Annotated in this window: 17 protein-coding genes; 8 read left to right on the top strand and 9 right to left on the bottom strand. The window is 71.7% G+C overall.

All coding sequences use genetic code 11. The features are described 5' to 3' along the window. Nucleotides 1-42: 42 nt before the first annotated feature. Nucleotides 43-1,119 carry an alpha/beta hydrolase-fold protein gene (locus tag HD596_RS46635; RefSeq protein WP_185075744.1) on the top strand — a complete coding sequence of 359 codons (1,077 nt, stop codon included), beginning with the start codon at nt 43-45 and terminating at the stop codon, nt 1,117-1,119. A gap of 35 nt (nt 1,120-1,154) precedes the next feature. Here the strand turns inward: HD596_RS46635 and HD596_RS46630 are convergent, their stop codons facing one another. After that, complete coding sequence (locus HD596_RS46630) at nt 1,155-2,453, bottom strand: lysine N(6)-hydroxylase/L-ornithine N(5)-oxygenase family protein (RefSeq protein WP_185075743.1); 1,299 nt, start codon at nt 2,451-2,453, stop codon at nt 1,155-1,157. 125 nt (nt 2,454-2,578) lie between these two features. Here HD596_RS46630 and HD596_RS46625 point away from each other — a divergent pair, with 125 nt between their 5' ends. Continuing rightward, entirely contained in the window at nt 2,579-3,523 is a 945-nt protein-coding gene (locus HD596_RS46625; protein ID WP_185075742.1) for a methionyl-tRNA formyltransferase, read from the top strand. A 4-nt stretch (nt 3,524-3,527) separates the two neighbouring features. Here the strand turns inward: HD596_RS46625 and HD596_RS46620 are convergent, their stop codons facing one another. From HD596_RS46620 to HD596_RS46610, 3 genes are all read right to left on the bottom strand, one after another. Then, nucleotides 3,528-5,285, bottom strand: a complete 1,758-nt coding sequence (locus HD596_RS46620; protein WP_185075741.1) for an ABC transporter ATP-binding protein — start codon at nt 5,283-5,285, stop codon at nt 3,528-3,530. After that, nucleotides 5,282-7,015, bottom strand: a complete 1,734-nt coding sequence (locus tag HD596_RS46615; protein ID WP_185075740.1) for an ATP-binding cassette domain-containing protein — start codon at nt 7,013-7,015, stop codon at nt 5,282-5,284. The genes HD596_RS46620 and HD596_RS46615 overlap by 4 nt, the downstream gene beginning before the upstream one ends. 99 nt (nt 7,016-7,114) lie before the next feature. Further along, nucleotides 7,115-8,164: a cellulose binding domain-containing protein gene (locus tag HD596_RS46610; RefSeq protein WP_221519904.1), complete on the bottom strand. Its 1,050-nt coding sequence runs from the start codon at nt 8,162-8,164 to the stop codon at nt 7,115-7,117. 113 nt (nt 8,165-8,277) lie between these two features. On the opposite strand from HD596_RS46610, the gene HD596_RS65960 reads away from it, so the two are divergent. Continuing rightward, a complete protein-coding gene (locus HD596_RS65960; RefSeq protein ID WP_185079132.1) occupies nt 8,278-8,661 on the top strand; it encodes a cellulose binding domain-containing protein in 384 nt (127 codons plus the stop codon). Nucleotides 8,662-8,684: 23 nt separating this feature from the next. Here HD596_RS65960 and HD596_RS46600 read toward each other — a convergent pair whose 3' ends face one another. Next, on the bottom strand, nt 8,685-9,101 hold the full coding sequence (locus tag HD596_RS46600) for a VOC family protein (protein WP_185075739.1): 417 nt from the start codon (nt 9,099-9,101) through the stop codon (nt 8,685-8,687). Between the two features lie 73 nt (nt 9,102-9,174). Between HD596_RS46600 and HD596_RS46595 the strand changes: the two genes are divergently transcribed. Continuing rightward, complete coding sequence (locus HD596_RS46595) at nt 9,175-9,780, top strand: TetR/AcrR family transcriptional regulator (RefSeq protein WP_185075738.1); 606 nt, start codon at nt 9,175-9,177, stop codon at nt 9,778-9,780. 536 nt (nt 9,781-10,316) lie between these two features. Next, the gene (locus HD596_RS46590) at nt 10,317-11,774 is read left to right on the top strand and encodes an MDR family MFS transporter (RefSeq protein ID WP_313046369.1); all 1,458 of its coding nucleotides are present in this window, start codon (nt 10,317-10,319) and stop codon (nt 11,772-11,774) included. Nucleotides 11,775-11,898: 124 nt separating this feature from the next. Here the strand turns inward: HD596_RS46590 and HD596_RS46585 are convergent, their stop codons facing one another. Then, nucleotides 11,899-12,408, bottom strand: a complete 510-nt coding sequence (locus tag HD596_RS46585; protein WP_185075736.1) for a hypothetical protein — start codon at nt 12,406-12,408, stop codon at nt 11,899-11,901. Nucleotides 12,409-12,587: 179 nt separating this feature from the next. Further along, on the bottom strand, nt 12,588-13,325 hold the full coding sequence (locus HD596_RS46580; RefSeq protein WP_185075735.1) for an SDR family oxidoreductase: 738 nt from the start codon (nt 13,323-13,325) through the stop codon (nt 12,588-12,590). Between the two features lie 87 nt (nt 13,326-13,412). On the opposite strand from HD596_RS46580, the gene HD596_RS46575 reads away from it, so the two are divergent. Continuing rightward, nucleotides 13,413-14,282, top strand: coding sequence for a LysR family transcriptional regulator (locus HD596_RS46575; RefSeq protein WP_185075734.1), 870 nt, complete (start codon nt 13,413-13,415; stop codon nt 14,280-14,282). Here HD596_RS46575 and HD596_RS46570 read toward each other — a convergent pair. Beyond that, a complete protein-coding gene (locus HD596_RS46570) occupies nt 14,277-15,116 on the bottom strand; it encodes an IclR family transcriptional regulator (protein ID WP_185075733.1) in 840 nt (279 codons plus the stop codon). The genes HD596_RS46575 and HD596_RS46570 overlap by 6 nt on opposite strands. A gap of 138 nt (nt 15,117-15,254) precedes the next feature. On the opposite strand from HD596_RS46570, the gene HD596_RS46565 reads away from it, so the two are divergent. Then, entirely contained in the window at nt 15,255-16,187 is a 933-nt protein-coding gene (locus HD596_RS46565) for a U32 family peptidase (protein WP_185075732.1), read from the top strand. Between the two features lie 61 nt (nt 16,188-16,248). On the opposite strand, the gene HD596_RS46560 is transcribed toward HD596_RS46565, so the two are convergent. Next, a complete protein-coding gene (locus HD596_RS46560) occupies nt 16,249-17,142 on the bottom strand; it encodes a helix-turn-helix domain-containing protein (RefSeq protein ID WP_185075731.1) in 894 nt (297 codons plus the stop codon). A gap of 78 nt (nt 17,143-17,220) precedes the next feature. On the opposite strand from HD596_RS46560, the gene HD596_RS46555 reads away from it, so the two are divergent. Further along, complete coding sequence (locus HD596_RS46555) at nt 17,221-19,587, top strand: beta-galactosidase (protein WP_185075730.1); 2,367 nt, start codon at nt 17,221-17,223, stop codon at nt 19,585-19,587. The last annotated feature ends 49 nt before the right edge of the window (nt 19,588-19,636 follow it).

Genomic DNA, 19,636 nt, shown 5'->3' with positions numbered 1-19,636 from the left:
CCTTAGTTTCTGGCCGACGGTAGGGACGGAGTACGACCGCGCATGGAGAGCACTTTCACCCCGTACGGGTTGCCCGGTGAGCCCGGTTCCGACGAGTTCTGGGCGGCGGCGGGGGCGCCCGCGTCGGTGCCCGCGGGCGACGGCTGGGCCACCCTGTTCCTGTGGCGCGGGTCCCCGGCGAGCGTCGGCTTCGAGAGCTGGTCGCAGCCGGTGCCCCTGCGCCGGTGGGGCGACACGGACTGCTGGTACGCCGAGGTGGTCATGCCCGCGCGGCTGCGGGTGACGTACCAGTTCGTCACGGACGACGGGGCGTACGCCGACCCGTTCAACCCGGCAGGGGCGGGCGGCGACCGGTCCATCGCCGCGACCCCGGACGCCCCCGCCCAGCCGCACTGGCCCGCCGTCGGCGCCGGCGACGTCCTGCCCCTCCCGCGCACCCGCATCCGCTGGACCAGCGGACGGCTCGGCGGGCGGCGCACCGTGCGGGTCCACCCGGCGGGCGGCGGCGGGCCGGTGGTCCTGCTGCTCGACGGGGACGACTGGCTGTACCTGCACCCGGCCATGACCGCGTTCGACTCGGCCGTCGCCCAGGGCGAGCTGCCCGCCGTCACGCTCGTCTTCCTGCCCGCGCGGGACAGGGAGGCCGAGTTCGGGTGCCGGCCCGAGCTGTGGGAGGCGGTCCGGGACGAGCTGCTGCCGCTGGTCGCCGGGAGCGGCGTGCCCGCCGACCCGGACCGGCTGGTGGTCGCCGGGCAGAGCCTCGGCGGGCTGAGCGCGATGTACGCGGCCCTGGAGTTCCCGGAGCTGGTGTCCGCCGTCGCCTGCCAGTCGGGGTCGTTCTGGTGGACGCCGGACGCCGCCAACCTGGCCGACCCTATGGGCGGACCGGTCGGCGGCGCCGTCGCCGCGCGCCTGCGGGAGTGCCCCGACCTGTCCGGTCTGCGGGTCGCGTTCGACGTGGGGGAGCACGAGACGCGGATGCTCCCGCACTGCGAGCTGGTCGAGACCCTGGCCGAACGGGCCGGCGCCACCGTGCGGGTCTCCCGCTCGGCCTCGGGCCACGATCGGGCGGGCTGGCGGCACGCGCTGCTCAGGGATGTGGCCTGGGCCCTGCGGTGACGGCCGGCCAAGTCGGGCCGTCACCGCAGGGTACGTCAGCGCGAGAACGCGTACGTGGTGCGCAGCCGCCCGGCCACCGCGTCCACGATCTCCCCGGCCCGCACGGCGGTGTTGGACAGCAGTGTCGAGGTCAGGCCGTGGGTGTGCTCGGTGGCCCCCTGCACGTAGATGCCGCAGCGCACGTGCGCGGAGGTGGCGATCCGGTAGTCGCGCTCGATGCGCAGGGCGCCCGAGGGCAGCCGCTCGCAGTGCTCGCCGACGGCGCCCAGCAGGGTCAGCGGGTCGCCGGGCCGGTAGCCGGTGGCGTAGACGAGCGCGTCGGCCTCCAGGACGGTCCGTTCCCCGGTGGGCAGGAACTCCACGGTGGCGCGCACGCCCTCGGCGTCCCTGGCGACCTCGACGAGCCGGGAGGCGTTGAGGATGCGCAGCCGCTGCCTGCCCTGCACCTTCTCCTGGTAGTGCCTGCGGTACAGCTCGTCGATGAGGTCGAGGTCGACCACCGAGTAGTTGGTGGAGGCGTGGTAGGAGCGCAGGCTGTCCTTGACCGCCTCGGGCGCGCCGAAGTAGTGGTCGACCGCGACGGAGTCGAAGATGCGGTTGGCGAAGGAGCTGTCGTCGGCGGGGGTGTAGCCGTACTTGGAGAAGACCGCGCACACCTCGGCGTCGGGGAAGCGGCCGTGCAGGTGGTCGGTCACCTCGGCGGCGCTCTGGCCGGCGCCGACCACCACCAGCCGGCGCGGGTCCGTCAGCGAGGGGAGCCGGTCCAGGAGCTCCTCGCTGTGCCAGACGCGTTCGTCGCCGACCATCCCGTCGGGCAGCACCGGGACCAGGCCGACGGCGACGACCAGGTTGCGGGTGCGGCGGGTGCTGAGCTCCCCGTCGGCCTGGCGGACCACCACATCGAGACACTCCACCGCGCCGTCGACGGTGACGGGCGTGACCGCGACGACCTCCGAGCCGTACTCGACCTGGTCGGCGAAGGGGGCCGCGGCCCACTCCAGGTAGTCGTGGAACTCCATGCGGGAGGGGAACATCGTCTTGTGGTTGATGAAGTCCAGCATCCGGCCGCGCGCCTTCAGGTAGGACAGAAAGCTGAACTCGCTGGTGGGGTTGCGCATGGTGACCAGGTCCTTCAGGAAGGAGACCTGCATCGTGGTGCCTTCGAGGAGCATGCCGCGGTGCCATCCGAACGAGAGTTGCTTCTCCAGGAACACCGCGTCGATCCGCTCGCCGGTGCGCGCCTGACGCTCGCGCAGCGCGATGGCCAGGGCGAGGTTGGACGGTCCGAAACCGATGCCGACGAGGTCGTGGACGGGCTGCTCGGCAGTGGGCATGAAAGGCCTTTCGAGAGAGCGGTCCGAGATGGGAGCCACAGGTGGAATCGGAAACCAACTTAGGTTAGGCTCGCCTAATTAGGCGAGCCTAACTTTATTCCCCCCACCTCACAAGGAGAGCGCTGATGCGGGTCGTGATGTTCGGTTACCAGACCTGGGGGCATCGCACCCTCCAAGCCCTGCTGGACTCCGGGCATGACGTGGTGCTGGCGGTCACTCACCCGCAGAGCGACCACGCCTACGAGAAGATCTGGAGCGACTCGGTGGCCGAACTGGCCGAGGCCCACGGCGTGCCGGTCGTGCTCCGCAACCGGCCCGACGACGAGCTCCTGCTCACCCTCAAGGAAGTCGAGCCCGACCTCATCGTCGCCAACAACTGGCGCACCTGGATCCCGCCCGAGATCTTCACCCTGCCCCGGCACGGCATCCTCAACGTGCACGATTCGCTGCTTCCCGCCTACGCCGGCTTCTCCCCGCTCATCTGGGCGCTCATCAACGGCGAGAAGGAGGTCGGCGTCACCGCCCACATGATGAACGCCGAACTGGACGCCGGGGACATCGTCGTGCAGCGCGCCGTCCCGGTCGGCCCCGCCGACACCGCCACCGACCTGTTCCACCGCACGGTCGACCTCATCGCCCCCATCGTGGCCGAGGCCCTGGACCTCATCGCCTCCGGCCGCACCGACTGGACGCCCCAGGACCGCACCAAGGCCAGCTTCTTCCACAAGCGTTCGATCGAGGACAGCAACATCGACTGGAACTGGCCCGCCGAGGACATCGAACGGCTGGTGCGCGCCCAGTCCGACCCCTACCCCAACGCCTTCACCCACTACAGGGGCGAGCGCGTGCGCATCCTGAAGGCCTCGGTCTCCCGGGGCGTCTACGGCGGCACCCCGGGCCGGGTGTTCATCCGCGAGGGCGACGGCATCGTCATCGTCGCCGGCGCCGAGGCCCGCCGGGGCCGCAGCCACGGCCTGGTGATCGAACGGGTCCGCACCGAGGACGGCACCGACCTGCCGGCCGGCGAGGTGTTCCGGACGATGGGCGGCTACCTCTCCCGCCACCCCTGAGCGGTCACCGGTAGGCGGCGGCCTGGAGGTCGTACAGGCGGGCGTAGCGGCCGGCGAGGCCGATGAGCTCGGCGTGCGTGCCGCACTCGACGACGCGTCCGCCGTCGAGCACCACGATCAGGTCGGCCATCCGGATGGTGGCGAACCGGTGGGAGACCAGCAGGGTGATCCCGCCGGTGGCGTGCTGCCACTCCTGGGCCGCCTCGGCGTACCGCTGGTAGACCTCGTACTCGCCGGCCGCGTCCAGCGCGGCCGTGGGCTCGTCGAGCACGGCGAGGAGCGGCGCCGACCGCATGAAGGCCCGCGACAGGGCGACCTTCTGCCACTGGCCGCCGGAGAGCTCGACGCCGTCGCCGAGGGCCTTGCCGAGCCGGGTCTCCTCGCCCTCCGGCAGGCGGGCGAAGACCCCGGCGGCGCCGCCCTTCCCGGCGGCCCGCGCGATGTCGTGCATCCTCGGCAGGTCGCCCACGCCGACGGCCTCGCGGGCCAGGAACGGGAAGCGGCTGAAGTCCTGGAAGGCCGAGGTCACGCGGTCCCGCCAGGCCGCGGGATCCAGCTCGGTGAGGGGTGTCCCGTCCACGGTGACGGTGCCGCCGGTCGGCCGGTGGAACCCGCACAGCAGCTTGACCAGCGTCGTCTTCCCGCTGCCGTGGTCGCCGACCAGCGCCACCGTGGCCCCGGCCGGGAGCCGCAGGTCGATGCCGCGCAGCACGGGCGGCCCGCCGTACGAGAAGTCCACGCCGGACAGGGTGATGCCGTCGCGCAGCCGGTCGGGCGGGGAGAGAGTGCCGCTGGTGCCCGCCCGGTGCAGGTCGCGCAGCCACAGGTAGTGGCCGGCCATGGTCAGGCCGCGGCCGGCGTGGGTGAGCGCGTGGGTGAGCAGGTCGAGCTGGCCCCTGATCTGGCCGCCGAGCGTGGCCACCAGCAGCAGCGCGCCCGGACTGACCGCGCCGGACAGGGCCAGCCGGACGGTCAGGAACAGCGCCCCGATGAAGGCCGCCACGAAGACGAGCGAGCCGAGCAGGGTGAGACCGGCGGTGGCGAGCGTGGCCCGCCAGAGGATCGCGGTCCGCTCCTCGCGCAGGCGGCGCGCGATCGCGGCGGCGTGGGCGCCGGAGGTGCCGAGCCGGAGCTCCTTGGCCGAGTTGGCCTCGGTGACCATCGCGAAGAGGTGCTGTTCGGCCCGGTTGCGCTCGGCGGTCTCCGCCCTGGCCGCCTCGGTCCTGCGCGAGGTGGTCCGGGTGAGCAGGATCGACGGCACCGCGAACAGCGGCAGCGCGAGCAGCACGGGATGGACCCTGGCCAGCAGGATCGTGGTGATGACCAGCCAGAGCCCGCTCTGCACCACGCTCAGGCCGGCCAGCCCGGTGGTGACGGTGCGCGGGCCGAGCCCGCGGATCTGCTCGATCCGGCGCAGCGACTCGCTGTCCTCCAGGTGCGCCGTGGTCGGCAGGGTCGCGCACCATCGCATGATGCGCTTGTCCAGCACGGTGCCGACCTCGCTGCCCACCAGACCGGCCTGCACCTGGATGACGCGACCGCCGGCCAGGACGAACGCGCCCGCCGTCGCCGCGCAGATCGCCCCGCCGACGATCAGCGGCCGGGACCCGGTGAGGGCGCCGTCCACGATCCACTGCAGGCCGAGGGCGGTCAGCGCGGGGGTGATCGCGCCCAGCGGGGTCAGGACGAGCAGCAGCCAGGTGCGCCCCGGCTGGTGGCGCAGGCACTCGCCCAGCAGCGTACGGATCTCGGCGAACCTCATGCGCTCTCCTCGAACTGCCGGGCCTGGAGGCGGAACATCCGCGCGTACTCGCCGCCGGCGGCGAGCAGCTCGTCGTGGGTGCCGTCCTCGGTGATCCGCCCGCCGGACAGCACGACGATCCGGTCCGCCTTGCGCACGGTGGAGAAGCGGTGCGAGATCAGCACGACGCTCGCCCGGCCGCGCACCTGGCGGATGCGGTCGAAGGCCTCCAGCTCGGCCTCGATGTCCAGGTTGGCGGTCGGCTCGTCCAGGACGAGCAGCCGCGCCCCGCAGGCGGCCGCCAGGGCCGCCCGGGCGAGCGCCAGCTTCTGCCACTGGCCGCCGGACAGGTCGCCGCCGTCGGCGTACTTGGGGGAGAGCACCGTCTCCCAGCCCCTGGGCAGCCTCTCGATCAGCGCGGTCGCGCCCACCGCGGCGGCCGCCGCCTCGACCTGCTCCCGCGTCGCCTGCGGCGCGGCGATCCTGATGTTCTCGTACGCGCTCAGCTCGTACCGGTTGAAGTCCTGATACACCGCGTACGCCGTGGGCTCGGTGGCCACCGTGCCGCCGTGCGGGAGGTACTGGCCGGTGAGGAGCTTGGCGAGGGTCGTCTTCCCGGCGCCGTTCACGCCGACGACCGCGGTCACCTCGCCGGGTGTGAGCGTTAACGTCACGCCCTTGAGCACGTGGACCTTCCCGTAGCCGAACTCCACGTCCCGAAGGGCGATCTGTCCGCTGCCGTCCGGCGCGGGCGGCGGCTCCAGGCCGGGTGCGAGCGCGCGGATCCGGGTGACGGCCTCCACGGCGGGCATCGCGACCTCGTCCATGTCCTCGCCCTGGCTCGACATGGAGATGACGAACATGGCCGAGACCGCGCCGATCGTCGCGGCGATCCGGCCGACCGACACCTCACCGGAGGTGGCCACCGCCACGTACACCAGCGACGCGGTCGCCGCCCACCCGAGGAAGACCGACATCTCCCGCCGGAGCAGAGCCACCCTCGCGTCGATGACCCGCCGCGCGGCGTCGGCGATGTTCTTCTCCGCGTGTCTCTCCAGCCAGCCGGTCAGCCCGAAGATCCGCACCTCCTTGGCGTCCCGGCTGTCGGACATCATCGCGGCCCACGCGCGCCCGCGCATCGCGGCCGGCATGGTGCCCGACACCACCCTGAAGAACTCCCGCCACATGCTCGCCCGGTAACGGCCCAGCAGCAGCGCCGCCGCGGCCGTCGCCGGGCCCCACCACCACACCACGGAGGAGAGCACCAGCATCGCCGTCACCAGCCCGGCCATGGTCAGCCCGGCCCGGAACCGGACCACCGCCCCGGCGCCGATGCCCTCGTCGGTCCAGGTGAGCAGCGGCGAACGCATGGTCGTCAGCTCGTTCTGGACGGCGACGTCCTCCACCCGGTCCAGAGTCGGCAGCGCCAGCACGCGGGAGGTCAGCTCCTCGCGGACCGCCGCGTCGATCCGCTGCCCCACCCGTTCGGCCAGCGGCCGGCTCATCGAGCGGAGCACGTTGCCGGTGACCAGCAGCGCGCCGAGCAGCGCCAGCGGCGCCACGATGCCGCCCTGCCCGGCCGCGCCCGTGGCCAGGCCCTGCGCCAGGCGGCCCACCAGCTCACCGGTGACCAGGGCCACCGCGGTCGGCTCCACCAGGAGGAACAGTTCGAGGAGGGACAGGGCCGCCAGCCACGGCCGGCCGGCCAGCAGGAGGAAGCCCAGGAACCGGCGTTTGGGGGATGCGGGCACGAACCCCACCCTATCGACGGCCCGGCTGAGCGGATCATCGTGCCGTTCCTGGTGACGCCCGGCGCCGGCCGCAGTGTGCGCGGCCGGCGCCGGGATCGCTCAGGGGCTGGAGCAGCCGATGCCGGTGGGCGCGTTGGCGCCGTTGCCGCCGGCGACGTAGCCGAACGTCGTGGTGCCGCCGGCCGCGAGGCTGCCGTTGTAGGAGGCGTTGCGGACGCTGATCGCGCCGCTGGTCCCGGTCGCGACGCCGCCCCACAGGTTGGTGACGGCCTGCCCGGCGGCCAGGGTCATGCCGACGGTCCACCCGTTCAGCGGCGCCGACCCGTTGTTGCGTACGGTCACCTCCGCCTGGAAGCCGCCGCTCCAGGTGTTGACCGTCCGGTAGGTCGCGGTGCAGGCACCGCCCTGCCCGGGAGGCGTGGGCGTCGGGGTCGGGGTGGGGGTGCCATCCAGGCTGCCGGGGACCGAGCGGAGGGCGTTGTACCAGACGTTCGCCATCTTGCTGTAGCCGCCGGCGTTGGGGTGGACGCCGTCGGCCAGGTCCGCGGTGGTCAGGGCGCTGTACATGTCGACCAGGTGAACGTGCTTGCCGGCCGCGGCCCTGGACTGCACGATGCCGGGGATCGCCGAGTTGAAGCTCCTGACGGTCGGGTCGGCGCCGTTGAGGGGGATGATCGTGGCCACGAACACCTCGGCGTCGGGCGCGGTGCCGGTGATGCGGTCGATGAGCGTGGCCAGCCTGGAGGACGCGCCGTTCGGGTTCTGGTACATGTCGTTGGTGCCGATGTGCAGCAGGATCGTACGCGGCTGGTAGGTGCGTAGCCAGCTCACGATGTTGGCGTCGATCTGGTCGATGCGCCATCCGGAGTGGCCCTCGTGGTCGTGGTCGCCCAGGCTCGACGGCCCGTTGAACAGCGATCCGACGAAGTCGACCCGGTAGCCGGCGGCCACGAGTTTCTGCCACAGGTCGATGCGGTAACCCCCGGGTACGGTGAGCCCGTCGGTGATCGAGTCGCCGAGCGGCATCACCCGTACGCCGCCGTTCGACTCCGCGCCGGCCGCCGGGGCGTACATCGTGGCGTAGACCGTGGCCGCGAGCAGCGCCAGCACGGCGACCAGGCCGCTCAGCAGGCGCGTCATCCTCATCATGGATGCCTCCGTTTCTGTGAGCGCTGGCAGAGACCGCGGTCCCTGAACGGTCGGCTCCTTGCACGTGGAGCGAACCCCGCCGGGCGCGGACACGTCAATGAGCCGCCCCGCCGATCACGTCCTGTCGCCCGCCGTCTTCCCTGGTCGCGGAGCGCGGCCCGCCCCCGACGGAGGATGAAAATTACACGTCACCGGCCGATGAAACATCTCGGGTATCCGGCCTGAGTGACACCACTGGAAAGGCTCCATGCAGGGCTCGCAGAGGTCGGCATGGTGCCGGCACCTCGGCGATCAATGGCTGGACGGTCACCTGGAACTGGCCCGGATCGCAGAGCGTCACCCAGCTGTGGGAAGGGGTCCGCTCGGGCGCCGCACCGTCCGTCAGCGTCCGCAACGAGTCCTGGAACGGCAGGCTCGCCGCCGACGCCACCGCAACCTTCTGCTTCACCGCCACCGGGACCGCCGCCGCCTCGGCGCTCACCTGCACCGCGACCTGACCGGCCACTTCACCGGCCGGGAGTCATGAGCCGACGTACTGCTCGGCGTACTCCGCCGAGGGTGCGATCGGGGTGATGACGTCGATGAGGACCCCGTTGGGATCGGCCACGATGAAGTGCCGCTGCCCGAAGTCCTCGCTGCGCAGCGCGAGCTCGGCGGTCAGCCCCGCGCCGACGACGAGCCGTTCCCACTCGGCGTCCACGTCCGCCACCTCGAAGTTGAGCAGCAGCCCGCGGACAGGGACGCGGTAGGCCTCGGGCAGCGTCGGGTGGGCGTGGTCGAGCAGCGCGAGCTCATAGGGCGGCGTCCCGGGACGCCGCAGGCTGACGTACCAGTCGGCCTCGAACGTCGTCTCGAACCCCAGCAGCCCGGTGTAGAAGTCACGGGACTCCTGCAGCCGGGTGGTGCAGATCACGGGATAGAAGCTGGTCAGTTCCACCAGAAATCCTTTCGCATACCATCGGTACGTGAATGTCTATTTGACGTACCATCGGTATGTCAAGGGAGGAAGCATGAAGACGCACGGCGTCAGGGCGCAGCAGCGGGAGCAGACCAGGCAGGCCCTGCTGCGGGAGAGCAGGCGCCTGTTCGCGGAGCGGGGTTATGGCGCGGTGAGCCTGTCGGAGATCGTCGCCGAGGCGGGGGTGACCAAGGGCGCGCTCTACCATCTCTTCGAGAGCAAGGCCGAGTTGTTCAGGGCCGTCCTGGAGCAGGTGCAGCAGGAGGTGGCCGAGACGGTGGCGCGGACCGCCGACGTACACGACGACCTCTGGACCCGCCTGACCGTCGGCTGCCAGGCGTTCCTGACGGCCAGCACGGCCCCGGGCGTTCAGCGGATCATGCTCGTCGACGGCCCCGCCGTGCTCGGCTGGAACGAATGGCGCGCGATGGACGAGGCCGCCTCGGCCCGCCACCTGGCCGACGCGCTCACCGACCTGATCGAAGAGGGCACGCTCGCGCCCCAGCCAGTGGCGCCACTGACCCACCTGCTGTCGGGCGCGATGAACGAGGCGGCGCTGTGGCTGGCCGCCTCGGACGACCCCGCGAACCTGCCGGCCACCCAGGCCGCCCTGGCACGGCTGCTGGAGGCGCTACGCAGCGAGGCGCGCGCCGGGTAGGCGTCGGCGCCCGCCGGGTTCTCCGAACTCGCGTCGATCGACAGCGGGTAGGCCCCGGGCGGGCACGCCGTCACCGAGCGAGGGCATCGGTGCCTAGTCCCACTTCTTGCCGCCGGTGAAGAACATACCGGCCGAGCCGAAGCCCGACGCCCCCCGCCACCGGGGTCGGTGAGCGGATCCGGTCTCACCGGGGCGCGAGAGCCGGCCGGGGACCGCAGACGGACGACGAGGGGCGGAAAATGTCCTCGTCGTTCCCCGATGCCGTCAGCTCGACTGCGCCTTCGGCTTCGACGTGACGCAGGGCGCGTTCGCCCAGGTCACGAGGCGAAACGGGACCCTCGTCCACGCGATCTCGCGCCCCTGGCAGGCGGTAAAACTGGGTGACATTTCGCCTCACGTGCCGGAATGTTAGACGTGGGCGATGAGTTTTGTCGGTGGTGTCGGTCAGTCTGTGTATGACCACGACTACTCGTGAGACCCAAGGCTGGAATGCCAGCCGTGACCACACTATGTCCGACAACTCCGATCGAGGTGCCGTGCCCATCCCACAGCTTGACTCACCCGCCAAGTCCGCGGCCGCCGGTTCCGGCCGCACCCCGGCCGTGATCCGGCTGCTTGTGCTCGCCACGTTCGTGGTCATTCTCAATGAGACGATCATGATCAACGCGATCCCGCGGTTGATGGACGCGCTGCACATCACCGAGCAGACCGCGCAGTGGCTCTCGACCGCCTTCATGCTGACCATGGCCGCGGTCATCCCGATCACCGGCTGGTTCCTGCAGCGGGTGTCCACCCGCCGCGCCTACACGGTCGCGATGGGGTTGTTCCTGATCGGCACGGCGTTGGCCGCCGTCGCGCCGACGTTCGGGGTGCTGCTGGGCGCCCGCATCATCCAGGCGTCCGGGACGGCCGTGATGATGCCGCTGCTGATGACCACGCTGATGCAGGTGGTGCCCGAGGAGGACCGGGGCCGGGTCATGGGCAACGTCACCCTGGCCATCTCGGTCGCGCCCGCGATGGGCCCGGCGATCTCGGGGGTGATCCTGCAGTTCGGGTCCTGGCGCCTGCTGTTCGCCGTGGTGTTCCCCATCGCCGCCCTGATCGCCTGGAGCGGCCTGAAGCGGCTCCAGAACATCGGCGAGCCCGAGTTCAGCGTCATCGACTGGTTCAGCGTGGTGACCGCCGCGGCGGGCTTCGGCGGCCTGGTCTACGGGCTCAGCCGGTTCGAGGGCGGCGACGTCCGCTTTGCCGCCGGCATCGTGGCGGCCGGGCTGGTGACCATCGCCGTCTTCGTCTTCCGCCAGCTGTCGTTGCAGAAGCTCGACATACCGCTGATGGACCTGCGCACCCTGCGCCACCGCACCTACACCGTCGCGCTGATCCTCATGTCGGTGTCCTTCATGGCGATGCTCGGCTCGATGATCCTGCTGCCGCTGTACCTGCAGAGCGTCCGCGGACTCAGCGCCCTGGAGACCGGGCTCCTCGTGATGCCCGGCGGCCTGGCGATGGGCCTGCTCGGTCCGACCGTCGGCCGCCTGTTCGACAAGTTCGGCGGCCGGGTTCTGGTCATCCCGGGCGCGATCGGCATCATGCTCTCGCTCGCCGGCTTCACCCAGGTCACGATGACCATGCCGTACTGGCAGATCCTCGGCCTGCACGCGCTGCTGATGGTGAGCCTGGCCGCGACCTTCACCCCGGTGTTCACCCTCGGGCTCGGCGCGGTTCCCCCGAAGCTCTACTCCCACGGCAGCTCGATCCTGAGCACGCTCCAGCAGGTCTCGGCGGCCCTCGGCACCGCGCTCGTGATCACCGTGATGAGCGCCCGCGCCGACGCCCTGAAAGCCGAGGGAGTCGCCGAGGCGCTCGCCAACCTCGACGGGATGCGACTGGCCTTCATCCTCGGCGCGGTGCTGTCCGTGGCCGTGGTCATCACCGCGCTGCTCCTTCCCGCCAAGGCGGAACACGCCGTCGAGCTGGAGGAACCCGGTCGATGAAGCCACATCCAGGCCCGGCTGACCTGGTCAGGCGGCGCCTGAACGCGACCGACGTCCAGTGAGCGCGGACCCGGCCCGGCGTAGGGTCGGGTCTCTCTCACACTGAAGTGGGGCGCGGCCGGGATCAGTAGTAGCCGTGGATGGTGGTGGAGTTGAAGGTGCGCTTCTGGCCGTCAGGCTTGGTCAGTACGATGCGGCCGAACAGGTCGTCGATGTAGCCGTCGAAGAATCCGTCGTCCTCGTTGAGCTGGCTCCAGGTCGCCACCATGTCGAACTCGGCCGAGAGTCCGCTGTCTCCCGCGGCGCTCCAGGTGAGCGGCACCGACACCAGGCTGTTGTCGAAGGCGGGGTCCTGGCCGATGACCTTGGCGGAGAACTCGTCACCGGGGTGATCGATGATGGCCTGGGCCTCCTCGCGGCTCATGGCCACGTCGATGCCGAGGTGGACGTTGATGTCCCCGCCGGTTTGGATCCGGTCGAGGCTGAAGCACATGACGAAGCCGCTGCCGCTGTTGCACACGTTCACGGGATTCGGCTCGGCCGAGGCGGGGTTCGCCAGGAAGACGGCGGCCGTGGCCACGGCCGACAAGACGGTCAGTGGCCTGCGGATCGAGGAACGGTTGGTGATGGTCATGGGATGGCTCCTTGGGCGGCCCGGGGTTGCTTCTCCCCTTTCTGCGTTCCATCGCGTTCCATGCCGTTCCGTCGACGGCAGGCCCTTGACCCGATGCCCCTCGCTCCAGGGCGAAGAGGCCGACGAGGTTCAGCCGGTCCCTTGATTCCGGTCAGGAAGAGGCACACGGCATGATCACGTCACCAGGGGATGACGCCGGCGTCCTCGAAGAACGACCCCGTCGGGCCGTCGTCGGGCAGCGTGGCGAGCCGGATCGCCGTGGCTGCGCCCTGCTCGGGAGTGCGGGGTCCGTGGAAGCCGGTGAAGTCCGTCGCGACCAGGCCCGGGCAGGCGGCGTTGATGAGGATGTTCGTACCGGCGAACTGCCGGGCGTACTGCACGGTGACGGCGTTGAGGAACGTCTTCGACGGTGCGTAGGCCGCCATGATGGGGCCGATCTCGATGTCCGGGTCCGCCTGCCGGGTCAGGGAGGCGACGGCACTGGAGACGTTGACGATGCGTGGCGACGTCGAGCGCCGCAGCAGCGGAAGCATCGCGTTGGTCACCCGGATGACACCGATGACGTTGGTCTCCACGACCGTGCGGACCACGTCGAGGTCCAGCGCGGTCGGGTCCTGCACCCACCCCGGCCCCGTCTCTCCCGAGATGCCGGCGTTGTTCACCAGGACGTCCAGGCGCCCGGCCTGCCGTTCGATCAGTTCGGCGGCATCGGCGGCGCTCTGGTCGCTGGTCACGTCCAGCGGCACCCCGAACGCGTCCACCCCGGCGGCGCGCAGCTTCTCCACGGCGGTCTCGCGCCGGGACTCGTCGCGGGCCCCCACGCCCACTCGGTATCCAAGGGCGCCGAGGCCGGCCGCGATTTCGTATCCGATGCCCTTGTTCGCGCCGGTCACCAGCGCGGTCTTCGTTTCGCTCATGCCGTCGATGTTCGCTCGCGGACGAGCGGCGCATCCAACACCGATACAGTGCCCTGTCATACCCGGTAGGTATCACTGAGGTAGGATATGGCCGTGGATGCCTTGGAGACCCGCGAGTTGCGGTACTTCGTGGCAGTCGCCGAGGAGTTGCACTTCGGCCGCGCCGCCGAGCGTCTCGGCATGGCCCAGCCGCCGCTGTCCCGAGCGATCCAGCAGCTCGAACGGCGCCTCGGCGTCGCCCTGCTGAATCGGAACCGCCGCGGTGTCTCCCTGACCGGCGCCGGAGAGGTGCTGCTGCAGGAGGGCCGCGCGGCCCTCGACGCGACCATCGCCGCCGCTCGCCGCACCCGTCGCGCCGGTGGCGCCGACAGCCCGGATGGTTCCCGCAACCGCCTGGTGCTGGCGTTGAAGGCCGGCGGATCTCACGAGCTGCTGCAGAAGCTTCTCGACGCCTACGCGGCAGAGCCCGATGCCGTCGAGGTCGAGGTGCTGCCGTGCGGCATATGCGAGCAGGCCGAACTGCTGCGCGATGGCCGCGCTGACGTGGCGCTCATGCACACGCCGTACAACTCCCTCGCCGGGTTCGACAGCGAGGAACTGATGACCGAGGGGCAGATCGCCGTCCTGCCTGCCGGGCACCCTCTCGCCGCCCGCAAGACTCTGTGCCTGGCCGACGTCAGCGACATCCCCGATCTTCCGCTCGCCCGCTGGCCCCGCCACGGCACGTACGAACCCGGCCCGGGGCCCGAGATCCGCGACCAGACGCAGCTGGCCCAGCTGATCGCCCTCGGGCGCACCGTGACCGTTCTCCCCGAATCCGCCCGCGCCTGGCTGTGGGCCGAGCACGCCGCCGTTCCCCTGAGCGACGCGCCGCCCGTCGTCACCCACATCGCCTGGCCCGCGCACAGCCGCTCCCTCGCCCTCGCAGGGTTGATCCGTACGGCCGCACGGCTATGACCCTCTCGTGCTGTGCTGTGACAGCGAACCTTGAGCGGTAGCGCCGCCAGTCGTCGCGAACGGTGCCGGGCCGGCGTGGTGGCCGAGGCGGTGGGAGAGGGCGGCGGCGCCGGTGCGGACGAGGCCGGTCCACTGCTCTCGGCGCTGGTCGGTCCAGCGTACGGTGGGCACCGAGACGCTCATCGCGGCCACCATGCGCCCCGTGTGATCGAACACGCCGACGGCGACGCAGGCGACCGCTTCGTTGGACTCGCAGTCGTCGTAGGCCACGCCCGCCTGCCGGATCTCGGCCAGTTGTGTACGGAGCCCGGCGGGCGTGGTGATGCTGTTCGGGGTCATCGACCGGAGGGGCCGGTCGTGCGGGTAGCAGGCATCGAGGGCCTCCGGAGCCAGTGCGGACAGCAGCATCTTCCCGACCGCGGTGCAGTGCGCCGGGAGCCGGCGGCCGACCGCGGAGACCATCCGTACCGAATGGGTGCTGTCCACCTTGGCGATGTACACCACCTCGGCCCCGTCCAGGATCGCCACGTGCACGCTCTCGTCGCAGGCGGCGGCCACCTCGGTGGCCGCCTGCTGAGCCTGCCTGGCCAGGTCGAGGCGGTCGGCGAAGAGCCCGCCCAGCTCGAAGAGCCGCATGCCGAGCTGGTACCGGATCGGGGCGCTCGGCTCGGCCACCAGGTAGCCGCGGTCGAGGAGGGTGTTGACCAGCTCGTGCACGGTGGTCCGGGGCAGGCCGAGCCGGGCGGTGATGTCGGAGGCGGTCAGCGCGCCCTCGGCGAGGAACAGTTCGAGGATGTCGAGCGCTCGGTTGACCGCCGGAACGGTCCGGGCCATGGCTGTCTCCCTGCTGGTCGGGGGCGCGGCACGTCCGTCGGCCGGCATTGACGGCCGCGAGCCTGAATCGTTAGCCTCCGCATGTCGATATACCGAACCTTGTTCGAGATTTCGAACAATACGGGGCCTGGGAGCGCGATGTCCACCACCAATGAGCTGCTCGTCCGTCTTGGGCTGCCTGCTGACGACGGGTTCACGCCGCCGCCGTCCGCCGGGCGGTTCCCCGACGGGGCCCACTACCGGGTGGAGATTCCCAGCGTGGAGGGGCCGGCGAGCCTCGCCGCCGTCCTGCGCGAGGCGCGACGGCTGGACGTCCCGGTCACCCGGGTCTCGCAGGGCAGCGGGGTGGGCCTGCTCACGGACGCCGAGATCACCGACATGGTCGGCATGGCCGCCGACGCCGGGGTGGAGCTGTCGTTGTTCGCCCGGCCGTGTGCGGGCTGGGACGCCTCCGCGATGAGCCGCGCGCCGGCCGGGGGTGGCCTGGCCCCGGCGGTGCGCGGGCAGGACCAGCTGGTCGCCGTGGTGGACGAGATCCGCCGGGCCGCCGAGCTGGGCGTGCGCAGCGTGCTGATCGCCGACGTGGGCGTGCTCTCGGTGTTCGGCCGGCTGCGTGACAGCGGGGAGCTACCCGCGGAGATGCAGGCCAAGATCTCGGTGATGCTCCCGATCGCGAACCCGGCCACCGCCAAGGTGATCGCCGGGCTCGGCGCGGACACGCTCAATCTGCCGACCGACCTGACCCTCGCGCAGATCGGGGCCATCCGCGGCGCGGTCACCCAGCCGCTGGACATCTACGTCGAGTCGCCGGACAACCTGGGCGGGTTCGTCCGCCACTACGAGCTGCCCCGGCTGGTGGAGCTGGCGGCGCCGGTGTACGCGAAGTTCGGCCTGCGCAACGCCCCGGACATCTACCCGTCGGGCAGCCACCTGGAGTCCACGTCGGTGGCGCTGTCGATCGAGCGGGTCCGTCGCGCCAGGCTGGGCCTGGACCTGCTGGCGCGGGCCGGTTCCGAGGCCGTGTGCTCCGTCGCCGGCGCTGCGGGGCTGGCCCTGCCGGTCACCGGCTGACGCGGGGCTGGCCCTGCCGGTCACCGGCTGACACCGGGCGCGGCGGAACGCGCGTTAGGGCTCAGCGGGCGCGGTTCCGGTACGCGACAGGCGCGAGCCCGTGGACGCTCGCGAACTTGCGCGAGAAGTACAGCGCGTCGTCGTATCCGGCCTCGCGGGCGATGGCCCTGACCGTGAGGCTGGAGTGGTCCAGCAGCTCCCGTGCGCGCGCCATGCGGAGCTGCGTCTGGTACTTCAGCGGAGAGACCCCGAGCTGCTCCCGGAAGAGGGCGCCGAGCTGGGACGTGCTCAGGCCGACCATCGCCGCCAGCGAGCCCACGGAGGTGCGCTGGGGCGTGGTCGCGCGCAGGTGCTCGACGGCGCGTTCGACCGGGCTGAGCGAGGTTCCGAGGGGACGGCGGCCGGTGGCGACGACCTGGGCGAGCGCGTTCCACGCCGCGCCGGCGGCCCGTACGAGACCTCCCGTGGTCCCGGCGTCGAGGCCGTCGATCACCTGGGAGATGAGGCTGGCGACGGGCGCGGGATCCCGGAGATGCGTGACGATCCCACCGGCCGCCGCCAGCGCGGCGCCGACGAGGTCGGCGGCGTCGGTGCCCACGGCGTGGAACCACCACAGGGTCCAGGGGTCGGTGTCCGAGGCCCCGTACTCGTGGGCCATCCCGGCGGGCAGGAGGACCGCGTCACCCCGCTGAACGGCGAAACGTCCATCGCCGGTCTCGACCCATCCCGAACCGTCGGTGCAGACCAGCAGGATGTGCTGTCCGGCGCCGCCGGGCCGGGCCATTCCGTGCCGAGCGGCGCGGAGAAAGATCCCGGTATCGGTGACAAGAAGCCGGTTCGTCACGGGTCGGTTGAGCGCCTTGCGTACTGTGGGCCGGGGGACGACCAGCATCCGTCCGCCGGCGAACTCCTCGGGCAGCGAGCTGCTCTCCGCCCTGCCCGTCGTTTCGTCCATATGCGGCAGTGAAACGCCCATCGGCTCATCGGGTCAACCGGCCATACGATCACCCACGCCCCCTCTCGAAGGAGAACGATGAACCACAAGGCCCGCACGGTGCGCGTCTCCCCGCAGTCCCCGCCCCGCCGGGGGCACCTCCCGCTGGGAGACGACACGAGGACGTCGGACCGCATCGAGGTCACGAGCCGGTGGCTCGAACGCGGCGGCAGGCCCTGGTTCCCGGTGACCGGGGAGATCCACTACTCCCGCCTCCCGCGCGAGCGGTGGAACGAGGTCCTCGGGCACGCGCGGGCCGGCGGACTGGACACGGTGGCGACGTACGTGCTCTGGCAGGCGCACGAGCCCGAGCCCGGCCGGTTCCGGTGGGACGGCAACCTCGACCTGCGCGCGTTCATCGAGCTCGCCGCGCGGCACGGCCTGGACGTCGTCGTCCGGATGGGCCCGTGGGCACACGGCGAGGCACGCCGCGGCGGGTTCCCGGACTGGCTCGTCGAACGCGGGCTCAAGACCCGCACCAACGACCCCGCCTACCTGGAGCTGGTCCGCGCGTTCTACGCCCAGACGATCAGCCGGCTGGCGGGTCTCACCCACGCCGAGGGCGGGCCCGTGGTGGGCGCCCAGATGGACAACGAGCTGTACGACCAGCCGCAGCACCTCGCCATGCTCCGGCGCATCGCCGAGGACCTGGGACTGCGGGTGCCCCTGTGGACCGCGACGGGCTGGGGCGGCGCGCTGGTGCCCGAGACGCTGCTCCCGCTCTACAGCGCCTACTCCGACGGATTCTGGGAGGACTCCCAGACGGAGTGGCCCCAGTTCGCGGCCCATCACTTCCGCTACGGCGAGGTCCGCGACGATCTTTCGGTGGGCGCGGACCTGCGCGAGGCACTCGACGGCATCGTGCTCGACCCCGCCGCGGTCCCGCTCAAGGACGACGCCGCGACCCCCTTCGCCACCTGCGAGATCGGGGGCGGCATGCACGTCGCCTACCACCGGCGCCCGCTGGTCACCGCTCAGGACGTGGCCGCGCTCGCCCTGGCCAAGATCGGGAGCGGGTCGATCTGGCAGGGCTACTACATGTACGCCGGCGGCACCCAGCGGGTCGGGCCGCACGGCACCGAGCAGGAGTCCCACGCCACGGGCTACCCCAACGACGTGCCGAGCCTGAGCTACGACTTCTACGCCCCGATCGGGGAGCACGGCCAGATCCGCCCGCACCACCACCTGCTGCGCCGCCTGCACCTCTGGCTGGCCGGAGAAGGCGCCCGGCTCGCGCCGATGGGCGTCACCGTCGGCGGCGGCAGCGACGACCCCGGCGAGCTGCGGTGGGCCGTCCGTTCGGACGGGCACAGCGGCTACCTCTTCCTGACCACGTACCAGCCGCCCAAGCGGCCGCTCGACGCGCAGAAGGACGTCCAGGTCACGGTGTCGTTCGAGGACGCCGACGTCACCGTTCCGACCAGGCCGCTCGACCTTCCCGCCGGGGTGTCCCTGGTGTGGCCGCTGCGTTATCCGCTCGCCCCGGGGCTCGTCCTGCGCAGCGCCACCGCGCAACTCGTCACCCGGATCACCGATGAGGACGGCGACCTGGTCGTCCTGTGCGCGACCGACGGCGTCCCGGTGGAGCTCGTCCTCGACGGCGACGTGGCGATCGACGGGGCGGTCGACGGGGCCCGGTCCGTCGGCGGCACGACGGTGGTGGACGTCGCCGAGCCCGGTGCGGAGTGCGTCGTCGACCTGCCCGGCGTGCGCGTCCTGGTCCTCGACGAGGCGAGCGCGAACCGCCTGTACCGGCTGGAGGTCGCGGGCCGCGAGCGGCTGGTGCTGTCCGACACGCCGGTGTACGCCCTCGACGGCGCCCTGGTGCTCCATTCCGAGGCCGAGCGGTGCACCGTGGCCGTGCTGCCCGCGCCCGCCGGGTTGACCGCCGACGGCGGCGCGCTCGACGGTCCCCGTGGGGAGGGGCTGTGGCGCACCTGGTCGGTGAACGTCTCCGGAGCGGGGGCCCGAACGGTCGCCGCCGACCTGCACCCGCACGCCCCCGCACCCCCCGACCCGGTGCGCGGCGGGCCGATGGACCGGCTCAGTGCCCCGACCGACTACTCCGGCGCGGCGCGCGTGCACCTGGACGTGCCGGGTGAGGTGCTCGACGGCATCGACCGCGCGCTGCTGCGGGTGACCTGGACCGGTGACGTCGGCCGCGCGTACGTGGGCGACCGGCTCGTCAGCGACCACTTCTGGCACGGGCGCACCTGGGACATCGACCTCACGCCGTGGCATGACGACGTCGCCGGGCAGGGGGTGCGGCTCGAACTGCTGCCGTGGCGTCGCGACACCGGCGTGTGGGTCGATCCGGCCGTACGGAACGTTCCCGACGGCATCGCCGTCGCCTCCGCGGAGGTGGTACGGGTGGGCCGCGTCGTGCTCGCCGAGCCCGGCGCGTAGCCGCACGAGAAGACCGGCCGGGCCCGGGCATCGGGCTCGGCGGCCGGGG

This window comes from Nonomuraea jabiensis, assembly GCF_014204795.1.
GTDB classification, from domain to species: Bacteria; Actinomycetota; Actinomycetes; order Streptosporangiales; family Streptosporangiaceae; genus Nonomuraea; species Nonomuraea jabiensis.
The sequence above is the reverse complement of the archived record's forward strand: the minus strand, read 5'-3'. Positions and strand labels throughout refer to the sequence as shown.